This window comes from Methylophilus sp. Leaf416, assembly GCF_001424665.1.
In the GTDB taxonomy this organism is placed as follows: Bacteria; Pseudomonadota; Gammaproteobacteria; order Burkholderiales; family Methylophilaceae; genus Methylophilus.
The window spans coordinates 380,038-396,060 of sequence record NZ_LMQS01000002.1; the positions used below are offsets into that span (position 1 = coordinate 380,038).

General features: G+C 45.9%; 16 protein-coding genes. 7 read left to right on the plus strand and 9 right to left on the minus strand.

The features are described 5' to 3' along the window. Positions 1 to 177 precede the first annotated feature (177 nt). Together ligD and ku are read right to left on the minus strand one after the other, a co-directional pair. Positions 178 to 2,823, minus strand: coding sequence for a DNA ligase D (gene ligD, locus ASG34_RS06655; protein WP_055828361.1), 2,646 nt, complete (start codon positions 2,821 to 2,823; stop codon positions 178 to 180). Between the two features lie 38 nt (positions 2,824 to 2,861). Further along, positions 2,862 to 3,794 (minus strand): non-homologous end joining protein Ku, encoded by a 933-nt coding sequence (ku, locus tag ASG34_RS06660; RefSeq protein WP_055828365.1) that lies wholly within the window; start codon positions 3,792 to 3,794, stop codon positions 2,862 to 2,864. Positions 3,795 to 4,242: 448 nt separating this feature from the next. Here ku and ASG34_RS06665 point away from each other — a divergent pair, with 448 nt between their 5' ends. Continuing rightward, entirely contained in the window at positions 4,243 to 4,689 is a 447-nt protein-coding gene (locus ASG34_RS06665) for a DUF6232 family protein (RefSeq protein WP_055828368.1), read from the plus strand. A 36-nt stretch (positions 4,690 to 4,725) separates the two neighbouring features. Here the strand turns inward: ASG34_RS06665 and ASG34_RS06670 are convergent, their stop codons facing one another. Together ASG34_RS06670 and ASG34_RS06675 are read right to left on the minus strand one after the other, a co-directional pair. Next, positions 4,726 to 5,139: a CBS domain-containing protein gene (locus ASG34_RS06670; RefSeq protein WP_055828371.1), complete on the minus strand. Its 414-nt coding sequence runs from the start codon at positions 5,137 to 5,139 to the stop codon at positions 4,726 to 4,728. Between the two features lie 169 nt (positions 5,140 to 5,308). Further along, complete coding sequence (locus ASG34_RS06675) at positions 5,309 to 6,508, minus strand: zinc-dependent alcohol dehydrogenase (RefSeq protein ID WP_055828373.1); 1,200 nt, start codon at positions 6,506 to 6,508, stop codon at positions 5,309 to 5,311. 276 nt (positions 6,509 to 6,784) lie between these two features. On the opposite strand from ASG34_RS06675, the gene ASG34_RS06680 reads away from it, so the two are divergent. Beyond that, positions 6,785 to 7,312 (plus strand): DUF4142 domain-containing protein, encoded by a 528-nt coding sequence (locus tag ASG34_RS06680; RefSeq protein ID WP_055828376.1) that lies wholly within the window; start codon positions 6,785 to 6,787, stop codon positions 7,310 to 7,312. A gap of 82 nt (positions 7,313 to 7,394) precedes the next feature. Here the strand turns inward: ASG34_RS06680 and ASG34_RS06685 are convergent, their stop codons facing one another. The 5 genes from ASG34_RS06685 to ASG34_RS06705 all read right to left on the minus strand — a co-directional run bounded on the left by ASG34_RS06685 (position 7,395) and on the right by ASG34_RS06705 (position 10,821). Then, positions 7,395 to 7,880, minus strand: coding sequence for a TIR domain-containing protein (locus ASG34_RS06685; RefSeq protein ID WP_055828379.1), 486 nt, complete (start codon positions 7,878 to 7,880; stop codon positions 7,395 to 7,397). 165 nt (positions 7,881 to 8,045) lie between these two features. Then, complete coding sequence (locus ASG34_RS06690; RefSeq protein WP_055828383.1) at positions 8,046 to 8,630, minus strand: SLOG domain-containing protein; 585 nt, start codon at positions 8,628 to 8,630, stop codon at positions 8,046 to 8,048. Between the two features lies 1 nt (position 8,631). After that, complete coding sequence (locus ASG34_RS06695) at positions 8,632 to 9,783, minus strand: toll/interleukin-1 receptor domain-containing protein (RefSeq protein ID WP_055828386.1); 1,152 nt, start codon at positions 9,781 to 9,783, stop codon at positions 8,632 to 8,634. Positions 9,784 to 10,152: 369 nt separating this feature from the next. Further along, positions 10,153 to 10,335 (minus strand): hypothetical protein, encoded by a 183-nt coding sequence (locus tag ASG34_RS06700; protein ID WP_055828388.1) that lies wholly within the window; start codon positions 10,333 to 10,335, stop codon positions 10,153 to 10,155. A gap of 273 nt (positions 10,336 to 10,608) precedes the next feature. Further along, positions 10,609 to 10,821: a hypothetical protein gene (locus ASG34_RS06705; protein WP_055828391.1), complete on the minus strand. Its 213-nt coding sequence runs from the start codon at positions 10,819 to 10,821 to the stop codon at positions 10,609 to 10,611. A gap of 655 nt (positions 10,822 to 11,476) precedes the next feature. Between ASG34_RS06705 and ASG34_RS06710 the strand changes: the two genes are divergently transcribed. Genes ASG34_RS06710 through ASG34_RS06730 form a run of 5 tightly spaced genes read left to right on the plus strand, consistent with a single transcriptional unit; the run spans position 11,477 to position 16,000 of the window. Then, the gene (locus ASG34_RS06710) at positions 11,477 to 12,337 is read left to right on the plus strand and encodes an STAS domain-containing protein (protein ID WP_055828394.1); all 861 of its coding nucleotides are present in this window, start codon (positions 11,477 to 11,479) and stop codon (positions 12,335 to 12,337) included. Between the two features lie 8 nt (positions 12,338 to 12,345). Beyond that, a complete protein-coding gene (locus ASG34_RS06715; protein ID WP_055828397.1) occupies positions 12,346 to 12,699 on the plus strand; it encodes an STAS domain-containing protein in 354 nt (117 codons plus the stop codon). A gap of 40 nt (positions 12,700 to 12,739) precedes the next feature. After that, a complete protein-coding gene (locus ASG34_RS06720) occupies positions 12,740 to 13,156 on the plus strand; it encodes an ATP-binding protein (RefSeq protein WP_055828400.1) in 417 nt (138 codons plus the stop codon). Next, positions 13,153 to 14,166, plus strand: a complete 1,014-nt coding sequence (locus ASG34_RS06725) for an ATP-binding SpoIIE family protein phosphatase (RefSeq protein WP_055828403.1) — start codon at positions 13,153 to 13,155, stop codon at positions 14,164 to 14,166. The genes ASG34_RS06720 and ASG34_RS06725 overlap by 4 nt, the downstream gene beginning before the upstream one ends. Positions 14,167 to 14,179: 13 nt before the next feature. Continuing rightward, positions 14,180 to 16,000 carry an ATP-binding protein gene (locus tag ASG34_RS06730; protein WP_055828407.1) on the plus strand — a complete coding sequence of 607 codons (1,821 nt, stop codon included), beginning with the start codon at positions 14,180 to 14,182 and terminating at the stop codon, positions 15,998 to 16,000. Positions 16,001 to 16,023: the final 23 nt, after the last annotated feature.

Here is a 16,023-nt window from a genome sequence, read left to right on the forward strand (position 1 = left end):
GAGTAAAAGCACTCTTAGAGTAAGGCTCCATCATGCGTATTTGTCATACACAGCTCCATACAATTTAATCTGAAATTTTTGTAGGAATTCTCGGACGCTTTAACTGCGAAGACAGCTAGTGCAAGGGGATTAATGAAGTATTAGTACAGACTGAAATCACAGGCGTGAAAAATAAGCTTAATCTGCTTTGGTAAATAATTTGATTAGTTTAGGACTGAGTTTTTGTTTGGTTTTTAGATACTCTTTCCAGGGGTCAGACTTCATCTGCGACAATCGTTTCCCAATATTCATGATATTGAAACTATCCCCCTGAATATCTCCGCCAACCTCATCCCATGTCAGTGGTGTAGCCACCGGTGCACCTATGCGGGCTCGCGTCGAGTACGGGACGATAGCGGTGGCACCTGAACCATTGCGCAGGTAATCAATAAAAATCCGCCCTTCGCGTTTCTTTTTAGAAATACTGGAAGTGAATCGTTCAGGAATCTGGTCTTCAAGATACTGGGCAATACCGCGCGTAAAAGCTTTCACAACATCCCATGGGTAATCCGCTTTAATCGGCACTTCTATGTGCAAACCTTTGCCGCCGGTGGTTTTCACAAAACATTGCAAATCGACTTCTTGTAACAGCCCTCTTAGTAAATTGGCGGCTTCAGTGACTTTTTGCCATGCAAGATCAGGGGCCGGATCCAGATCGAAAATCAAGCGGTCTGCCAGTGACGTTACCGGATAACGTGAGCCCCAGCTATGTAACTCCAGGACCCCTAGCTGCACCAGTTCAATGATGGCGGGCAGGTTATTGGCAATAAAGTATTTCGCATCTTTTCCGGCAGGATCAAGCTGTATTGACTGCAGGTGGCTATCACGGTCATCAGCCACATGTTTCTGGAAAAAGCAGGCCTTATGGTAACCATCCGGACAACGCACAATAGACAGTGGCCGGTCTTGTAAATACGGCATTATCCACTGCTCGATATCTGCGTAATAGCTGGCAATATCGGCTTTGGTGTAGCCATCTTCAGCATAGAGTATTTTGGCAGGATTACTGAGTTTGATACCGGCAATCCGTGATCCGTTAACAGACGTTGCGGGTGTTAAACTCGATGTTTTACTACCGGTTTTTTCAGGTACAGCTTTTTTATCCCGCGTTGTTTTTTTCTGCTGTGTTCCAACGGGTGTTTCTTTATCAAAGTGCTCCGGCGCCAGCATAGTTTCATGTGTGACGTGTCTGGCAGGTTTATCATTCCTTAACCCTACAAAACTGGCATGCCGCACTGAACCCTCATTAGTCCATTGCGCAAACTTGACTTCTGCCACCAGCGTAGGCTTTAGCCAGTGCACTCCAATGGCTTCCTTACCTTTGGGGGGATTTACGAACGGAGTCTTTGCAGTGAGCAATTTAGGAAATTGTCCGGCAATCATTTTCAGCGTCTCGGCATCAAAACCGGTGCCTACGCGACCGGCATAAAGTAACTTGCTTTTTCCTTTATTATTTCCATCATTTGCATCATAAGTACCAAGTAGCAATGCGCCAAAGTGTTCGCGACTCCCGGCTGGATCAGTATAGCCTGCCACCACAAACTCTTGCCGCATGCCACACTTCACCTTTAACCAATCTGCGGACCGGTATTGCACATAAGGCGCTTGTGCATCTTTTACCACCACGCCTTCCTGACCCAACAAGCAGGCTTGCCGGAATACTTCACCCGCATGACCTTCTACGTGATCACTGAAATGGATAGGACCTTGTGCCTCTTCATCAGCCTCATCTTTTTTGGCTAGTAACTCTCGCAATAATTGTTTGCGGTCTATCAGTGGCAATGACGTCAGGTCATAACCATCCAGATACATCAGGTCGAAAACAAAATAGACCAGCGTAGCTTCTTTATCCAGCCGCATGGCATTTTGAAGCAACTGGAAACTGATATGGCCATCCGGCCCAATTGCCACCACTTCGCCATCCAGCCACGCAGAATCTACCGGTAAATCAGCCATCGCTTTGACCAGGCCCGGCCATTTGGCTGACCAGTTATGGCCGTTGCGCGTAAGCATGCTGACCTTGCCTTTTTCAATTCGCGTCAGCGCCCGGTAACCGTCATATTTCAACTCAGCCAGCCATTGATCACCTTCTGGCGCATGTGTTGCCAGCGTCGCCAGTTGCGGTTTGAAAGTTTCTGGCATGGGCTGGTGTACCTGTTTGGATGCAATATTTTTTGCAGTAGTTTTTCGAGCTGGTTTATAAGTATTGAACTCTGCCGATAAATCATGAATGTCAGGCAAAGCACTGACAGACTCAGCCGCAGTTTCGGTAATCTGTGCCTTGGTACCTGTGCGGGATTCATCATCTTGTTCTTTAATCAACAGCCAGTTGGTTTTATCGTCTTTATCTGCAGGCCTGCTTTTCATACGCACCAGCGCCCATTTACCCTGCAACTTGTGGCCCTGCAGCTGAAATTTCAATGAGCCGTTTTTGTAGCCTTCCGCCGCATCGCCTATCGGTTCCCAGGTACCTTTATCCCATAACAGCACATGCCCTGCCCCATACTGGCCAGTGGGAATCTCGCCTTCAAAAGTCCCATAAGCTAAAGGATGATCTTCCACCTCTACCGCCAGCCGTTTGTCGGCAGGATCCAGGCTGGGGCCTTTTGGTATTGCCCAGCTTTTCAGCGTGCCGTCCAGTTCCAGCCTGAAGTCATAATGCAACCGGCGCGCATGGTGTTTTTGAATGTAGAAACGCAAATGCTTCCCAGCCGCTTCCACCTCACCACGTGGTTCACTGGTGATATCGAAATCACGCTTTTTCCAGTATTTTTGTAAGCCCATGTGTTTACCGGTTTATCATCAATTGTCTAATGAATGCGCTAGGCAGAACGTTTGCGGGGCGGCGTGTCTGCTTTAGACTCGGCTATTTTTTTACTTGTCGTTTTGGACTTGGCTATCAGTTTTTCCGCTTCGGGTTTTGACCTGGATTTAGTCACTCCCAACTTAGCCGTTTTATCCCCGATACTGGCTTTGAGTAATTGCATAAGGTCAACCACATTGCTGGATGATGATGCACGCGGAACGTCTCCCTCAGCCTCGGGTTCTGTCAATGTATGCGTTTGCTTGGCTTTGACTTTTTTCTTGACCAGCGCCAGCACATCCTGACGGTAAGTGTCTTGGTATTGCTCAGGGTTCCAAGGCTCAGACATATCTTTTACCAGCGATAACGCCATCTCAACCTCTTTGGCGGATACCAGTGATTGCTTGCCGGTTTTAGGTTCGGCCACTTCAGGTAACTCCCTGATTTCTTCCTGGTAACGCAGAAGATTGAGGACGATGACCTTCTGGAATGGCATTAACGCAGCTAGGTGTTGCTTGGTCCGGATGACCACTTGCCCCAAGGCCAGTTTGCCGGATTTCTCCAATGTCTGCCGCAATAAGGCATACACTTTTTCGCCGCCTTTGCCTGGTACTAAATAATAAGGTTGTTCAAAAAAGAATACCGGGATCTCACTGGTATCGATAAAGGACAGGATATCGATGGTCTGGGTACTTTCAGGATTGGCCCTGCGCAAGTCTTCATCGGTCAGCACCACATATTCATCCTTTTCATAGGCATAGCCCTTGACGATATCCGGCTGCTTTACTTCTTTACCCGTCACTTTGTTATAGCGTTTATAACCGACAGGTGCAAAATCACGTTTATCCAGCAAATCCAAGTCAATACCTGAACTGCTACTGGCAGAATGTAGTTCAACCGGGATATGTACCAGGCCAAAGCTGATGGCACCTTTCCAAATAGGACGTGACATGCGGTGAATCTTTCAAGAATCAGGAAGAAATATAATCATCCTTAATCCATTGTCCCAAGTATCAGGATTCAGCTGAAAATCCTGTAGGAAAAGTACTAAATTTAATAGCTGCCACAGCAAAAGGTTCCCAACACTTGACTAAAGACTACCGCCAGAAAATTAACATATGAAAATATATACCTTTATATCTATATCAGCGTATATTGAAATCTGACTTTGGAAAACAGTTATGAATTTTTCACTCGTGTACCCACGTGAGACTCTTTCACCAAGTACCTGTTTAAGCAGTCGTTATAAAACTTTCCTTCTCGTGCTTCCCTAGTAGTTTGTTTACTTCCGTAGCATGCGTTTGCATTTCGCATAACACGCATTACGCCTGGGCACACTGGTAGCTGCATCTCTCCATCCATTCTACCCTCGCTTTTAACTATTAAAAAAGGTCAAGAACATGGAAGAAACTATCTTATTCAGCAATACCGACATAAAAGTCAGTCATCAGCACTTGAATATTCACGGGCAAACTTATGCTATCGCAGACATCAACCACATAGAGCTGAAACTGATAGAACCTAAACGCATTGTGGCGACTATTTTATTTTTGGCAGGGTTATTTTTGCTAATTGATGAAGGCCAATTATTCGCCCTAGGTGGCTTTTCAGTGCTTCTCGGTGTCGTGTTCTGGGTATCTGGCGGCACTAAATATGCGTTAGTGATACACTCTTCGGCAGGTGAACAGCGGGTTCTGACCAGTGACGATCGTTTGCTCGCTGAGAAAATCATTCATGCAGTAGACACTGCAATGTTGGAATATGCGAATCCACGAGTAACAAGTGCTCCTACCTCTAGCGAAACAACTTACCGGGATTACAATAGCGACAGCCTTGGTGCTTACTAGTGTAGCCGTCAGTAATTTCAATACACAAGCTGCGGTTTAAGCCGGTTGTGAAATACCTGCCAGTGCCTCAGTGGCAGCTGTTTCATCAGTCATGACAATATCTGCTAGCGAGATAATGCCAACCAGCTGATTTTCCCGGTCTAGCACTGGCAATCTGCGTATTTGGAACTGTTTCATCTCGTGTGCTGCCTCTTCTACTGTCTGGTCATCAAATACATATCTGGCTTCAGTGCCAAGTAATTGGCTGATTCTGGTGTCATCCAGTGACAAGCCTCTTGCTACCGCGCGTATCGTGATATCTCGATCCGAGAGCATGCCTATCAGTTCATCATTCTCGCAAATGGGTAATATACCCAAATCGTGCTCCAGCATGGTTCTGGCGGCTGAGCGTAAGGTATCATTAGGTGATGCGACAATTACCTCTGGTGTCATTATCTGGCTAATCAGCATGTTGTTTCCTTTGCATAAAATCTGTGTGCCAGCTTGCGAGAGCAAAGTTGAAGCACCGTTAGACATGATTCTAAAGATCTGAGCGCCGCAAAATCATCCGTGGCAGGCTGATTGCAGCGTCAGACTTTGAGTCAGTTGTATACAGACTTCTCTGACAAGCCAGCCATGCTTAAGCGGGTAATGCCTGTTTTGCTAAAGAAGATCCGCCTGGACTCAGCACGACTTTACGGCAAGCTTCTTCCTTCTTGTTGAAAATTTCATACCCTCTGGCGGCGTCCTCCAGCGACATGCGATGGGTGATGATATCAGCCGGATGTAATTTGCCTTCTTCAATGCTATTGAGCAATTCGGGCAGGAAACCATGCACATGGGTTTGTCCCATCTTAAAACTCAAGCCTTTATCAAACGCATCCCCCATTAAAAAGCCATGAATAAAACCAGCATATAAACCTGGAATACTGATAATGCCGCCGCGACGGGTAGCCGCAATACATTGGCGTAATACTTTACCGCTGCTTGTTTCGACCTTTAACGTTGTCAGGGCAGTTTCAAGCATGCTTCCTTTCGCTTCAAAACCAACTGCATCAATACTGGCGTCTACACCTCGGTTGCCGGTTAACTGGATAATCAGTTCGGCAGGATCATTATTTTCATCAAAATTAATACTGATGGTGTCATACGCTTCTTTGGCAAAATCGAGGCGATACTGGTGATGGTCGACCATGAAAATGGTTTCCACACCCAGCATGCGGGCACATGCGGCAGCCATCAGGCCCACTGGCCCTGCCCCGAAAATCGCGATTTTTGAACCGGGCCCGACATCTGCATTGAGTATTGCCTGATAACCGGTTGGTAGGATATCGGTGAGAAATAATACCTGCTCATCTGCTAATGACCCGGGCACTTTAAAGGGACCGACATTGCCATGCGGCACTCGCACAAGCTCTGCCTGCCCGCCCGGGACGCCGCCATACATGTGGCTATAGCCGAACAAAGCAGCCGGAGGTCTTGTATCTTTTTTATTCAGCGATGCGCCACGATCCGGATTGGAAGTTTCACAGGCAGCGTACTGGCTTTTCTCACAGAAAAAACAGTGCCCGCAAGCAATTACAAATGGAATAATTACCCGGTCACCTTTTTTGACATTGGTAACGTTGGGGCCCACATCTTCTATGACACCCATAAATTCATGGCCAAGAATATCGCCATCCCTTACTTCCGGTATTTTGCCGCGATAGAGGTGAAGGTCAGAGCCGCAGATAGCAGTTGCTGTGACCCGCAAAATGACGTCCTCCTCGTGTTTCAAGATGGGATCAGGAACAGTCTCGACTCGAACATCATTACTGCCGTGATAGGTTAGTGCGCGCATAGGGAATCCTTTGTTAAAGAAGAGAACTGGTGAAATTGACTCAGTTTGTTGGCTTCGACTTCAAACTTTAAGGATTGGGCAAAAACAAGATAAGCGTGCTATCTCTGATTATTTTGTAGGTATTGCTAGTCATAAAATCCAGGTACTTTTCATTTGACTGATGCGATAGCAAATGAAAAAGCTGCGTCTGACAATAGAATCAGATATTTACTGACAGTATCCCCACGCATTACGCCCTAAACTAGTTTCTATTCAATGATAAAAAAGGAAATCGCCATGTATTCAATTAAACGTTTAGTGCTGGGTTCAGCCGTGTTGGGCCTGCTTTGTATGAGCTTGAATGTCAATGCCAGAGATGTGACTTCTTCCGACAAACGCTTTTTAAAGAACGCTGCAGAATCTGGTAATTACGAGGTCGAAGGTAGTCAGCTGGCACTGAAAAAATCGAAGGATGCAGACATCTTGAAATTTGCAAAAATGATGACTGAAGACCATACACAGGCTGCTGCTAAAGTTAAAGATTTAGCGGCAAAACGCAATGTGGAGTTGTCCAAGGAACCTAGCCTGATACAACAAGCCAAGCTTAAATATCTGGAAACAAAAGAGGGTACAAAATTTGATAAAAGTTATGCAGCGGGTGTAGGGGTTGCTGCTCACGAGCAAACGATAAAGTTATTTGAAGATGCGGCTGAAGATGCAACGGATCCGGAAATTAAAAAATTCGCAGCGGATACGTTACCAGTGTTGAAAAAACATTTGGAAGAGGCAAAACGGATCGATGCTAAAGTTAACAAAGATGACTAATTAGTTGCTTGCGCCTATAACAAAAAAGCCTAACCTGGCATCCCGGTTAGGCTTTTCGCTGTTCTAATACTGGTCGGTGGATTTAACGCTGGGCAACCGCAGTTTCAATCCAGCTTTCAATGTTTTCACTGATATGCGCATACACTTCTTTACTGGTTTCGCCTGGCGGATCATAAGTGTGAATAGTGTCCATCGCCGGCCGGCCGTCCGGCATACTCAACCCCTCAAAAGGATTAGGCCCGGGAGTACTTTCCTGCTGATTTTGATCCAGCAATCTGTGTATCCTGATACCCAATAAACCCTTGCCTTTAGCCAGAGATTGTTCTATTTCATAATGTACCCATTTGCTATTTGCAGTTTGCGCGCCTATGAGTACAACAGTGCAACTACGCCCATTTAGTTGCTCGTTTATCCAGCGTCTAATAGCTGAATCCTTGGTTTTCAACACTGACTCCCAGGAGTTATCAATTGCAGCCTGATTACCTGCCACTACGCCGATATTCCGCACCATAGAAGCCCGCCAGCTATCATGGTCATAATCAAAACTGTAGAAAACCTTGCGCGCCATACAAGCCCTGTGAAATTCAAACCATTATGGTACTTTAAATGCCAGGAAGCTTGTAGGACAAATCAGATTTTTTTGATTTTCCTGGTGATCATCAAAACTAAGCAGTTGCTGGTTAATTAACTGATGGTCAATAAGCTAGTGTCTAGGAATATTTTATTTGGAATGCTATTGCATCGGGTTGGTGGCATAAGCAAAATGGGCATGAAAAAGTCGCGCAAAATCTATATCTGCAAGATCAGTTTGAGTCGCATAGCCATGATCTAACACTAAATTTAAAGCGGCACCACCGGGCGAAGGTACTGGTAAAATGCTGGCGTGCGGATGATAGTATTTGAATATTGCATGTTCGGTTTCCACCCCTTCCATGCCGCCTATAAAGACGGCGCCAATGAGATCTTTGCGTGAAAGCATCTCCTTGCGCATTTGCAGGATGCTAGCTTCCCTGTTATTGGAGACAGCGTTGGTATAAATGACATTGCCAAACTTTTTGTTTTCCTCAGCAAACTCATCTTTAAAAAACTTGCTCTGATAGAGGATGACTGCATCGGCGTAATCTACGCCCAAGTCCTCGCAGATGCTCCATAACATGGGTGTAATCGCCGGGTGCCCTCCCCAAACAATTTTATGCTGCCTGATCACAGCAACCACCATCTCACGCACCGCACACTGGATAAGGAACGGGTTAGCCGTCTCGTGATAGGTACCACGGTTTGTAACCGGCACACTGGCTGAAAGAAATATTGCTCCCATATTAATGATTTCCCCAATGCTCAAATTGCTGACTGGCTTCGGTGACTTTAATCCAACTGTCGGGTTGAGCATGTGTGTTTAGCCAATCCAGGTAATGCAGGCCTTTTTGACACATACCTATTGGATCATATATTACGGCTACGGATTGTTCGGGTGACGATGTATGGTTAAGCGCTTCATCCAGAAGGACAGGAGTTGGTACACCAAACGTTGGATACACTGTCAGAAATTGTCCCGCAGGTAACTGCATATGCATCGCCCTGTTAGTGCTGACACCCAGCATTTTTCCACCGATCGCCTGAATAGCGATACGGAGGTTGCTGATAATATTGACTGAACGTATGGCGTGATTCTGGCTACGGATTTCTTTCAGTTTCAAGCAGACATTTTCCAATGCACCCTCTTCAAGTAGCCCTGTGTCGACATGAATATCTTCGGTTTTAAGATCGGTCAGCCAGGCAGTTGCAGAGCGTCGGGAGGGAGTAACTTCAGGCCAGCTCACCCGCAAAATGCTAATGCCTTTAGCCAAGACCCGGCCAAATTCCGCGTTCGTCCAGCGATCATCAAAATAGCTGGGGGTGTCCAGCATTAACAATACATCCGTGTCATATAGCTTGTGCCATGACAGGGCCTTTACATCTTCATCCATTTCATTGCCATGCGTGTCAAGAAACACATCAAATTGGCGCGCTGACAATGCTTCATAAAGCTGTAAAGCAGCGGCTGAAGCCTCACTATGATGGTGACTGATAAATACGCGACGTTGGTAAGGCAGTAATCCTACACACTCGAGCAAAGCGTTCGCGATGTGCTGAGCGCCGCCTTCTGTGTAATTCAGGCAGTTCAGTGGCTGCAATATTTCAGGTAATTCTGCCTGCTGTTTATTCAAGTCGGATACTACTGGCAATACTGGTACGCCACGCTCTAAAAGTTCTTCGAGGTTTACAATACCTAGGGTATCTCCGCCAAAGAATACCGCGGCTGAAGGTTGAAGCTGATGTGGCTTGAAACTGGCAGGTAATACATCCCAGGCCACTTCATGTCCAAGTCGTAAATTAAACTTTTCCAAAGCAGTGGCTATGCATTGGCTGAGATCGCGAATTTGCGCTTCTGTTGGCGCACCCAGCACGGCAAGTTGATATAAAAAAGTCATGTTAAAGCAGCCATATATTCTTTCGAAAGATCATTTTTATTGCTTTTGATCTTAATTATGCAAATACTCACTTACAGTATATAGGTTAATTCTTAGCCAAATACGTTAAGTGCGTCAAAACCATAAGTATTAATAGAGCTGTGTTGTTTTTGAAAGTAATTATCATCCAAGTAATTGTGTAATCATTGAATAACGGATAAAAATCCTCCAGTCATGAAGGGCTGATATCAATGTAAGAATTATCGCACCACGCCGACATGAGCGCATCCTCGCAAAACATAGTCATATTGTTTAACCACGAAAAAAAGGATGTGTTCGCACACATCCTAAAATGACCCGACAAAACACCTCGTCGGACATCATCATGAATTAGCTTTTCTTTGCACCCTGCTTGCCAGACTTGTCATTGCTTCCAGAAGAACTACGACCAGTTGATGAGTCTTGATCACTCTTTTGATTTTTTTCACTAGGACTACCCGCTTTGGATTCTTTATCACTAGAACTACCACGCGTATTTGATGAACCCTGTTTGTTACCTTGATTTGCTGCCATGATACTTTCTCCTATTTGTGATCCAGATGATTAACCCACTGCCTCAGGTATCTGAAAGACTAGAATGAGGCGAAGCAATGTGTAGTTATCATAGGGGGAATGTATCTGTTCTTTCATCCGCAGATGACTGATTGCAGCGTCAGAATTTCATTCAGGTAAGCGCATTTTCCAGCAATAAAATGACACAGCATTCTAGCCAAAACAATAAAGACTCAAGGTAGCGTAGCTTGAGTCTTTAGGTATTGTCAGAAGCGTCTGATTGATCAGCGGCTATTAAACAGAGCTTGCAATTAAATCAGGTTGTTGGTCGTGAGTTTTCTTTGATATCGGCTTGTAAACAAAAGTGATTTTAGCACCGCTTTCTGCAGCCGCATTGGCTAGCTGGTCAATATCTTCAGCGGTTTTGCCAGTAGCAATAAGCGTGAATCCCAAGCCGGCTTTAGCAATCCGCAGTAATTCATCCGTAGACTTATTTTCAAAGCTCATATGTATCCTTCCGTAAACAGATCGGAGAGTGTTACATCCCTTGATTCAAGATTGGGAAATAGCGGGTGCGAAAAAGCTAGCATTTGGCAAATAATCATGTTTTTAATGACAAGTTTTAGCATACTCGCCTCGAGATTAATAATCAGCATTCCTTTAGACTTTCAATCATATTCGGGAATAATTCCCACCCAACGCAGCTGCCTTAGAAAATGGTTAGATCGGCAATACAATAAATAAAGCCACGATATTGCCACCAATTCTACTAGTCCCCAGTAAGTCACAATCCGGAGATTAATGCGCCTGAACATGAATTTTGATTTTCTGATATTGAATTAGGAAAGAAGCGCGGCGATTTACAAAACACGGTCAATTTAATGCTCGGCTTCGTGTAAGAATCATCAGTGGGAAAAACCACCAATAGAGTGTTTTTATAGGGATTTTTATGAATAATTTTACAGAATTAAGACATTTTTATATTTATTTTCTGCCAAATTAAAGGCTTCTATACATCTTGCTTTTAAAGCGCTCCCCTAAACCCACAAAACCATATAGACTGGTTATTTGGCAACAATTTTAGATATTAAAGAACAATTGATTTGGTTCTTTAGAAGAATTGGTAATCACAATTACCTATAACCGAACAGCGGAGATAAAAATGAGTCAGGATTCAACTTTGCAACTTGCAGGGCTTATCAAAGGGAATGAAGCAGCTTTAGTCGACGAATTAATCACGGCGATGAGAAATAAACTCATGCGTTTTGACAAAGCATCAGAGTCAGAGATTAGGCAACAGACCGCGCAGTTGCTCAAGCTGTTGGAACTGAACATCCCGAAAACAACGACCCACAACCTGAATGATTCCATCTGGGCTGAAACAAAACAATTGCTGACCGAGTTTTCCCATGCCAGGGTAAAACAAGGATATACCCCTGCTGAAACTGCTAGCATCATTTTTTCTTTAAAAGAACCGATTTTTAAACTTTTGCGGGCCTCGCTGACAGATCAACCACAACAACTGGTAGAAGAACTGGCAACCACTACCGCCTTGTTCGACAGTCTGGGACTGTACACCATTGATGTTTTCCAAAAGGCCAGGGAAATGGTGATTTCACGTCAACAACAGGAACTGCTCGAATTATCTACCCCGGTGGTGCAATTATGGCAAAACGTTCTCGCGTTGCCACTGATCGGGACGCTGGACAGCGCCAGAACGCAAGTGGTGATGGAAAACCTGCTGCAAAAGATTGTAGAAACAGGCGCGCTGATTGCGATTATTGATATTACTGGCGTACCGACAGTCGATACCCTGGTCGCCCAGCATTTGCTGAAAACAATTGCTGCGGCGCGCTTAATGGGTGCGGATTGCATTATCAGCGGCATCAGGCCTCAAATTGCGCAAACCATTGTCCATCTGGGTGTCAACCTGGAAGACGTGATTACCAAAGCAACACTGGCAGATGCATTCGTGATTGCATTGAAAAAAACCGGTGCTTCTATCACTAACTCAGCGGCGTAGGGGGCATAATGGAACGCATTCCAATCCTCAGGATGGGCTCATTATTGCTGGTGACCATCCAGGTCGATATGCATGACCGCCTGGCGATGACTTTACAGGAGGATTTGACAGACCGCATTGTGAAAGACCGCGCTAAAGGAGTCCTGATTGATATCTCTGCGCTGGATATTGTGGATTCATTTATTGGCCGCATGATCAGCAATACCGCTGCTATGGCAAAGATACTTGATGCCAAGACTGTAGTGGTTGGCATGCAGCCCGCTGTGGCGATTACGCTGGTTGAACTGGGACTGGCACTTGAAGGCGTGAGTACAGCGCTGAATGTTGAACGTGGCATCGCCATGTTAGCTCAACGCGAATGAGCGGCTTTTCAGAGTATAAAAAACCACACATGGTGCTTAAATGAAAACAGCAGAGTCAGGTGCGGTAGTCATGCCCTTGTATAGTGACGAGGATGTGGTTCGCTTAAGAAAACTGGTTCGCGAGGAACTGGCCGCTTTGGGGTTTGGGATTGTTGACCAGACCAAAATGATTACAGCGGCGAGTGAGCTCGCCAGAAACACTTTGAAATATGGCAAAGGCGGCGAATGCCATTTAGGCAAATTGAATGAATCGCCCAAAATTGGTGTCGAATTAGTATTTACCGATGATGGTCCCGGGATAGAAGATACGGCTCTGGCACTTACTGACGGTTATACCAGCGGTGGTGGTTTAGGGCTGGGCCTGAGCGGTGCCAAAAAACTTTCTGATGAGTTTCATCTTGAAACACGGCTTGGTGAAGGCACGACTGTCACCATCAGAAAGTGGAAATTCTCATGATGCGTTTAGGAACACAAAGTAGCCATAATATAGGTGAAATCGGCGAAGTTTCATCTGCACGCAGGGCTGGCGTAGAGCTGAGCCGAAAGTTAGGGTTTGATGAAGTGCGCGCCGGGGAGTTGGCTATTATCATTACCGAGGCGGGGACTAATATTGATAAACATGCCAGCTCGGGAACAATTTACATCCGGGCGATTTCAGCAGGTGAAAAACATGGTGTAGAAGTGCTTGCCGTCGATTCAGGCCCTGGTATGGGGAATATTGAGCTAAATTTTGAAGACGGTAATTCTTCCACCGGCACTTATGGCACAGGCTTGGGCGCAATCAAACGACTGGCACACCATGTGGACATTTACTCCGAGCATGGCAAAGGTACGGTGCTGCGGATGATTCTGTGGGCTGAGCCGGCAATGGTCTCCGAAGACTTCTGGGAAATTGGCACTATATGTGTACCGATCCCATCAGAAGAGGTGTGTGGTGATTCCTGGACGGCGGTTGGCTCGGGAACTGTACTGAGTGTATTGGTCGCTGACGGACTCGGCCATGGACAAGGCGCGGCAGATGCCTCTTTATTGGCCGTGAAAGCGATGGAAACTGATCCGGATTTTTTCCCGTTACGGGCCATGCAAAACAGCCACGCGCTGATGCGCGGCAGTCGGGGCGCAGCAGTCGCCATCGCCAGAATTGATGTCAATGCCCAAGAGATCAGGTATTGCGGCGTCGGCAATATCGCCGGCTGCATATTTTCAGCTGAAGGCCGCCAGCACCTGATTAGCCACAATGGCATTGTCGGTACCAATATGCTTAAAACACAGGAATTTACGCATGCTTGGAAACAAGATGCCCTGGTCATCATGCACTCCGACGGCATCAGTACTAAATGGGCGCTGGAAAATTATCCAGCTCTTGAAAAATGCCATTCGTCAGTGATTGCGGCAGTGATTCATCGCGATTTCACACGTGGCAGGGATGACGCTACTATCGTTGTTTTCAAGCGTATCTTAAATTAATCATTAGGCACAAATGTCGATTAGATTTCTCGCGCTAAGTATCGAAACCGAACTGGATGTCGTCGCTGCCAGACAGCGTGCGAGGGATATCGCTGCCATCTGTGGCTTTGCCTTGCAAGATCAGGCACGCATTTCCACGGCGGTTTCAGAGCTTGCCAGAAATGTGTACAACTACGCCGGTAAAGGCCGTATTGAATATTCAATTGAGGGAACGACGGTTCCGCAATTATTGACGATTCATATCGAAGACAAAGGCCCGGGCATTCCGCATATCAAGGAAGTGTTGTCTGGCAGTTATCAATCACCTACCGGCATGGGTCTGGGCGTGATTGGGGCAAAAAGGTTGATGGATCGGTTTGAAATCAATACGGATAGTAGTGGCACGTCGATTATCCTGCGCAAGTTTTTACCTAAAAGCGCACCCTTGCTCACGCCGGCCAAAGTCGGTAGTTCTATCTCGCAACTATCAGAACTGGCCCCTAATATTTCTCTATCTGAAGTCCAGCACCAGAACCGTGAATTGCTACGCATCCTGGATGAATTGAATGCCAGACAAAAAGAGCTAATTTCCCTGACCGAGGAACTGGAAGATACCAATCGCGGTGTACTGGCCTTATATGCCGAGCTGGACGAAAAAGCCAGTCATTTACGCCGGGCGGATGAATTGAAGTCGCGTTTTCTTTCCAATATGAGTCACGAGTTCAGGACGCCGCTCAACTCAATCAGGGCATTGGCGAAACTGTTGCTAGACAAAATGGATGGCGACCTCACCACCGAGCAGGAGGTGCAAGTGCAATACATTATGAAAGGTGCAGTTTCTTTAAGCGACCTTGTGAATGATCTGCTGGATATTGCAAAAATAGAGGCGGGTAAAACTGAAGTAAAACCGACCAGTTTTTATGTCAGTGAAATGTTCAGCGCCTTAAGGGGTATGCTGAAACCGCTGCTGGTATCCAATAAATTAGCACTTAACTTTACCTTCCCTGAAGCAGATATAGAACTGTTTCAGGATGAAGCAAAAATTTCGCAGATTCTTCGTAACTTCATCTCAAATGCGCTGAAATTTACCGAAGTCGGCAGCATTGAAGTCAGCGTATCAGTTGACGAACGCGATTGTGTGACTTTCGCGGTTAAAGATACCGGCCTTGGCATTCCGAAAGAGCATCTTGATTTGATTTTTGAGGAGTTTTCCCAGGTAGAAAATCACTTACAAAAAGCCGTCAAAGGGACGGGTTTAGGCTTGCCATTATGCAAAAACCTGGCCTCATTACTGCAGGGGAAAGTTTCAGTTGAAAGTACAGTCGGCCAAGGTTCGACTTTTGCGGTTTCGCTGCCCGCCAAAATCAAACTGGTCAGTGCTATTGAAGATCCGATTCCGGCCATCACCGTCCAGGATAATCGCTTACCTGTGATGATTATCGAAGATGAGGAGTTTGAACAGTTGCTATATAGACGCTATCTGGATGATAGTGAATTCAGGGTAATTCCTGCTCGTTCCCTGCGTGAAGCAAATGCCATGTGGAGCCAGGTTAAACCTGTGGCTGTCTTACTGGATATTTTGCTCAAGGGCGAAGATTCCTGGCGCTGGTTAGCGGATTTGAAACAGGATGAACAGCGCAATGTACCTGTGATAATTGCTTCAAGTGTAGAAGATGAAAGAAAAGGCCTTGCCTTGGGGGCAGATGCCTATTTCCAAAAACCGTTGCTTAAAGCCGATTTGCTTTCCAGCTTAAGAGAATTATTAAATGTGGGGCGAGAAAACTCTTTAGAAGCGCTAGCCAGCGCTAAACATTCGACGTCAGATGCGACAACTATTCCATCGGATAACCCGTAATGAAAGACACTCAACCAAAGGCG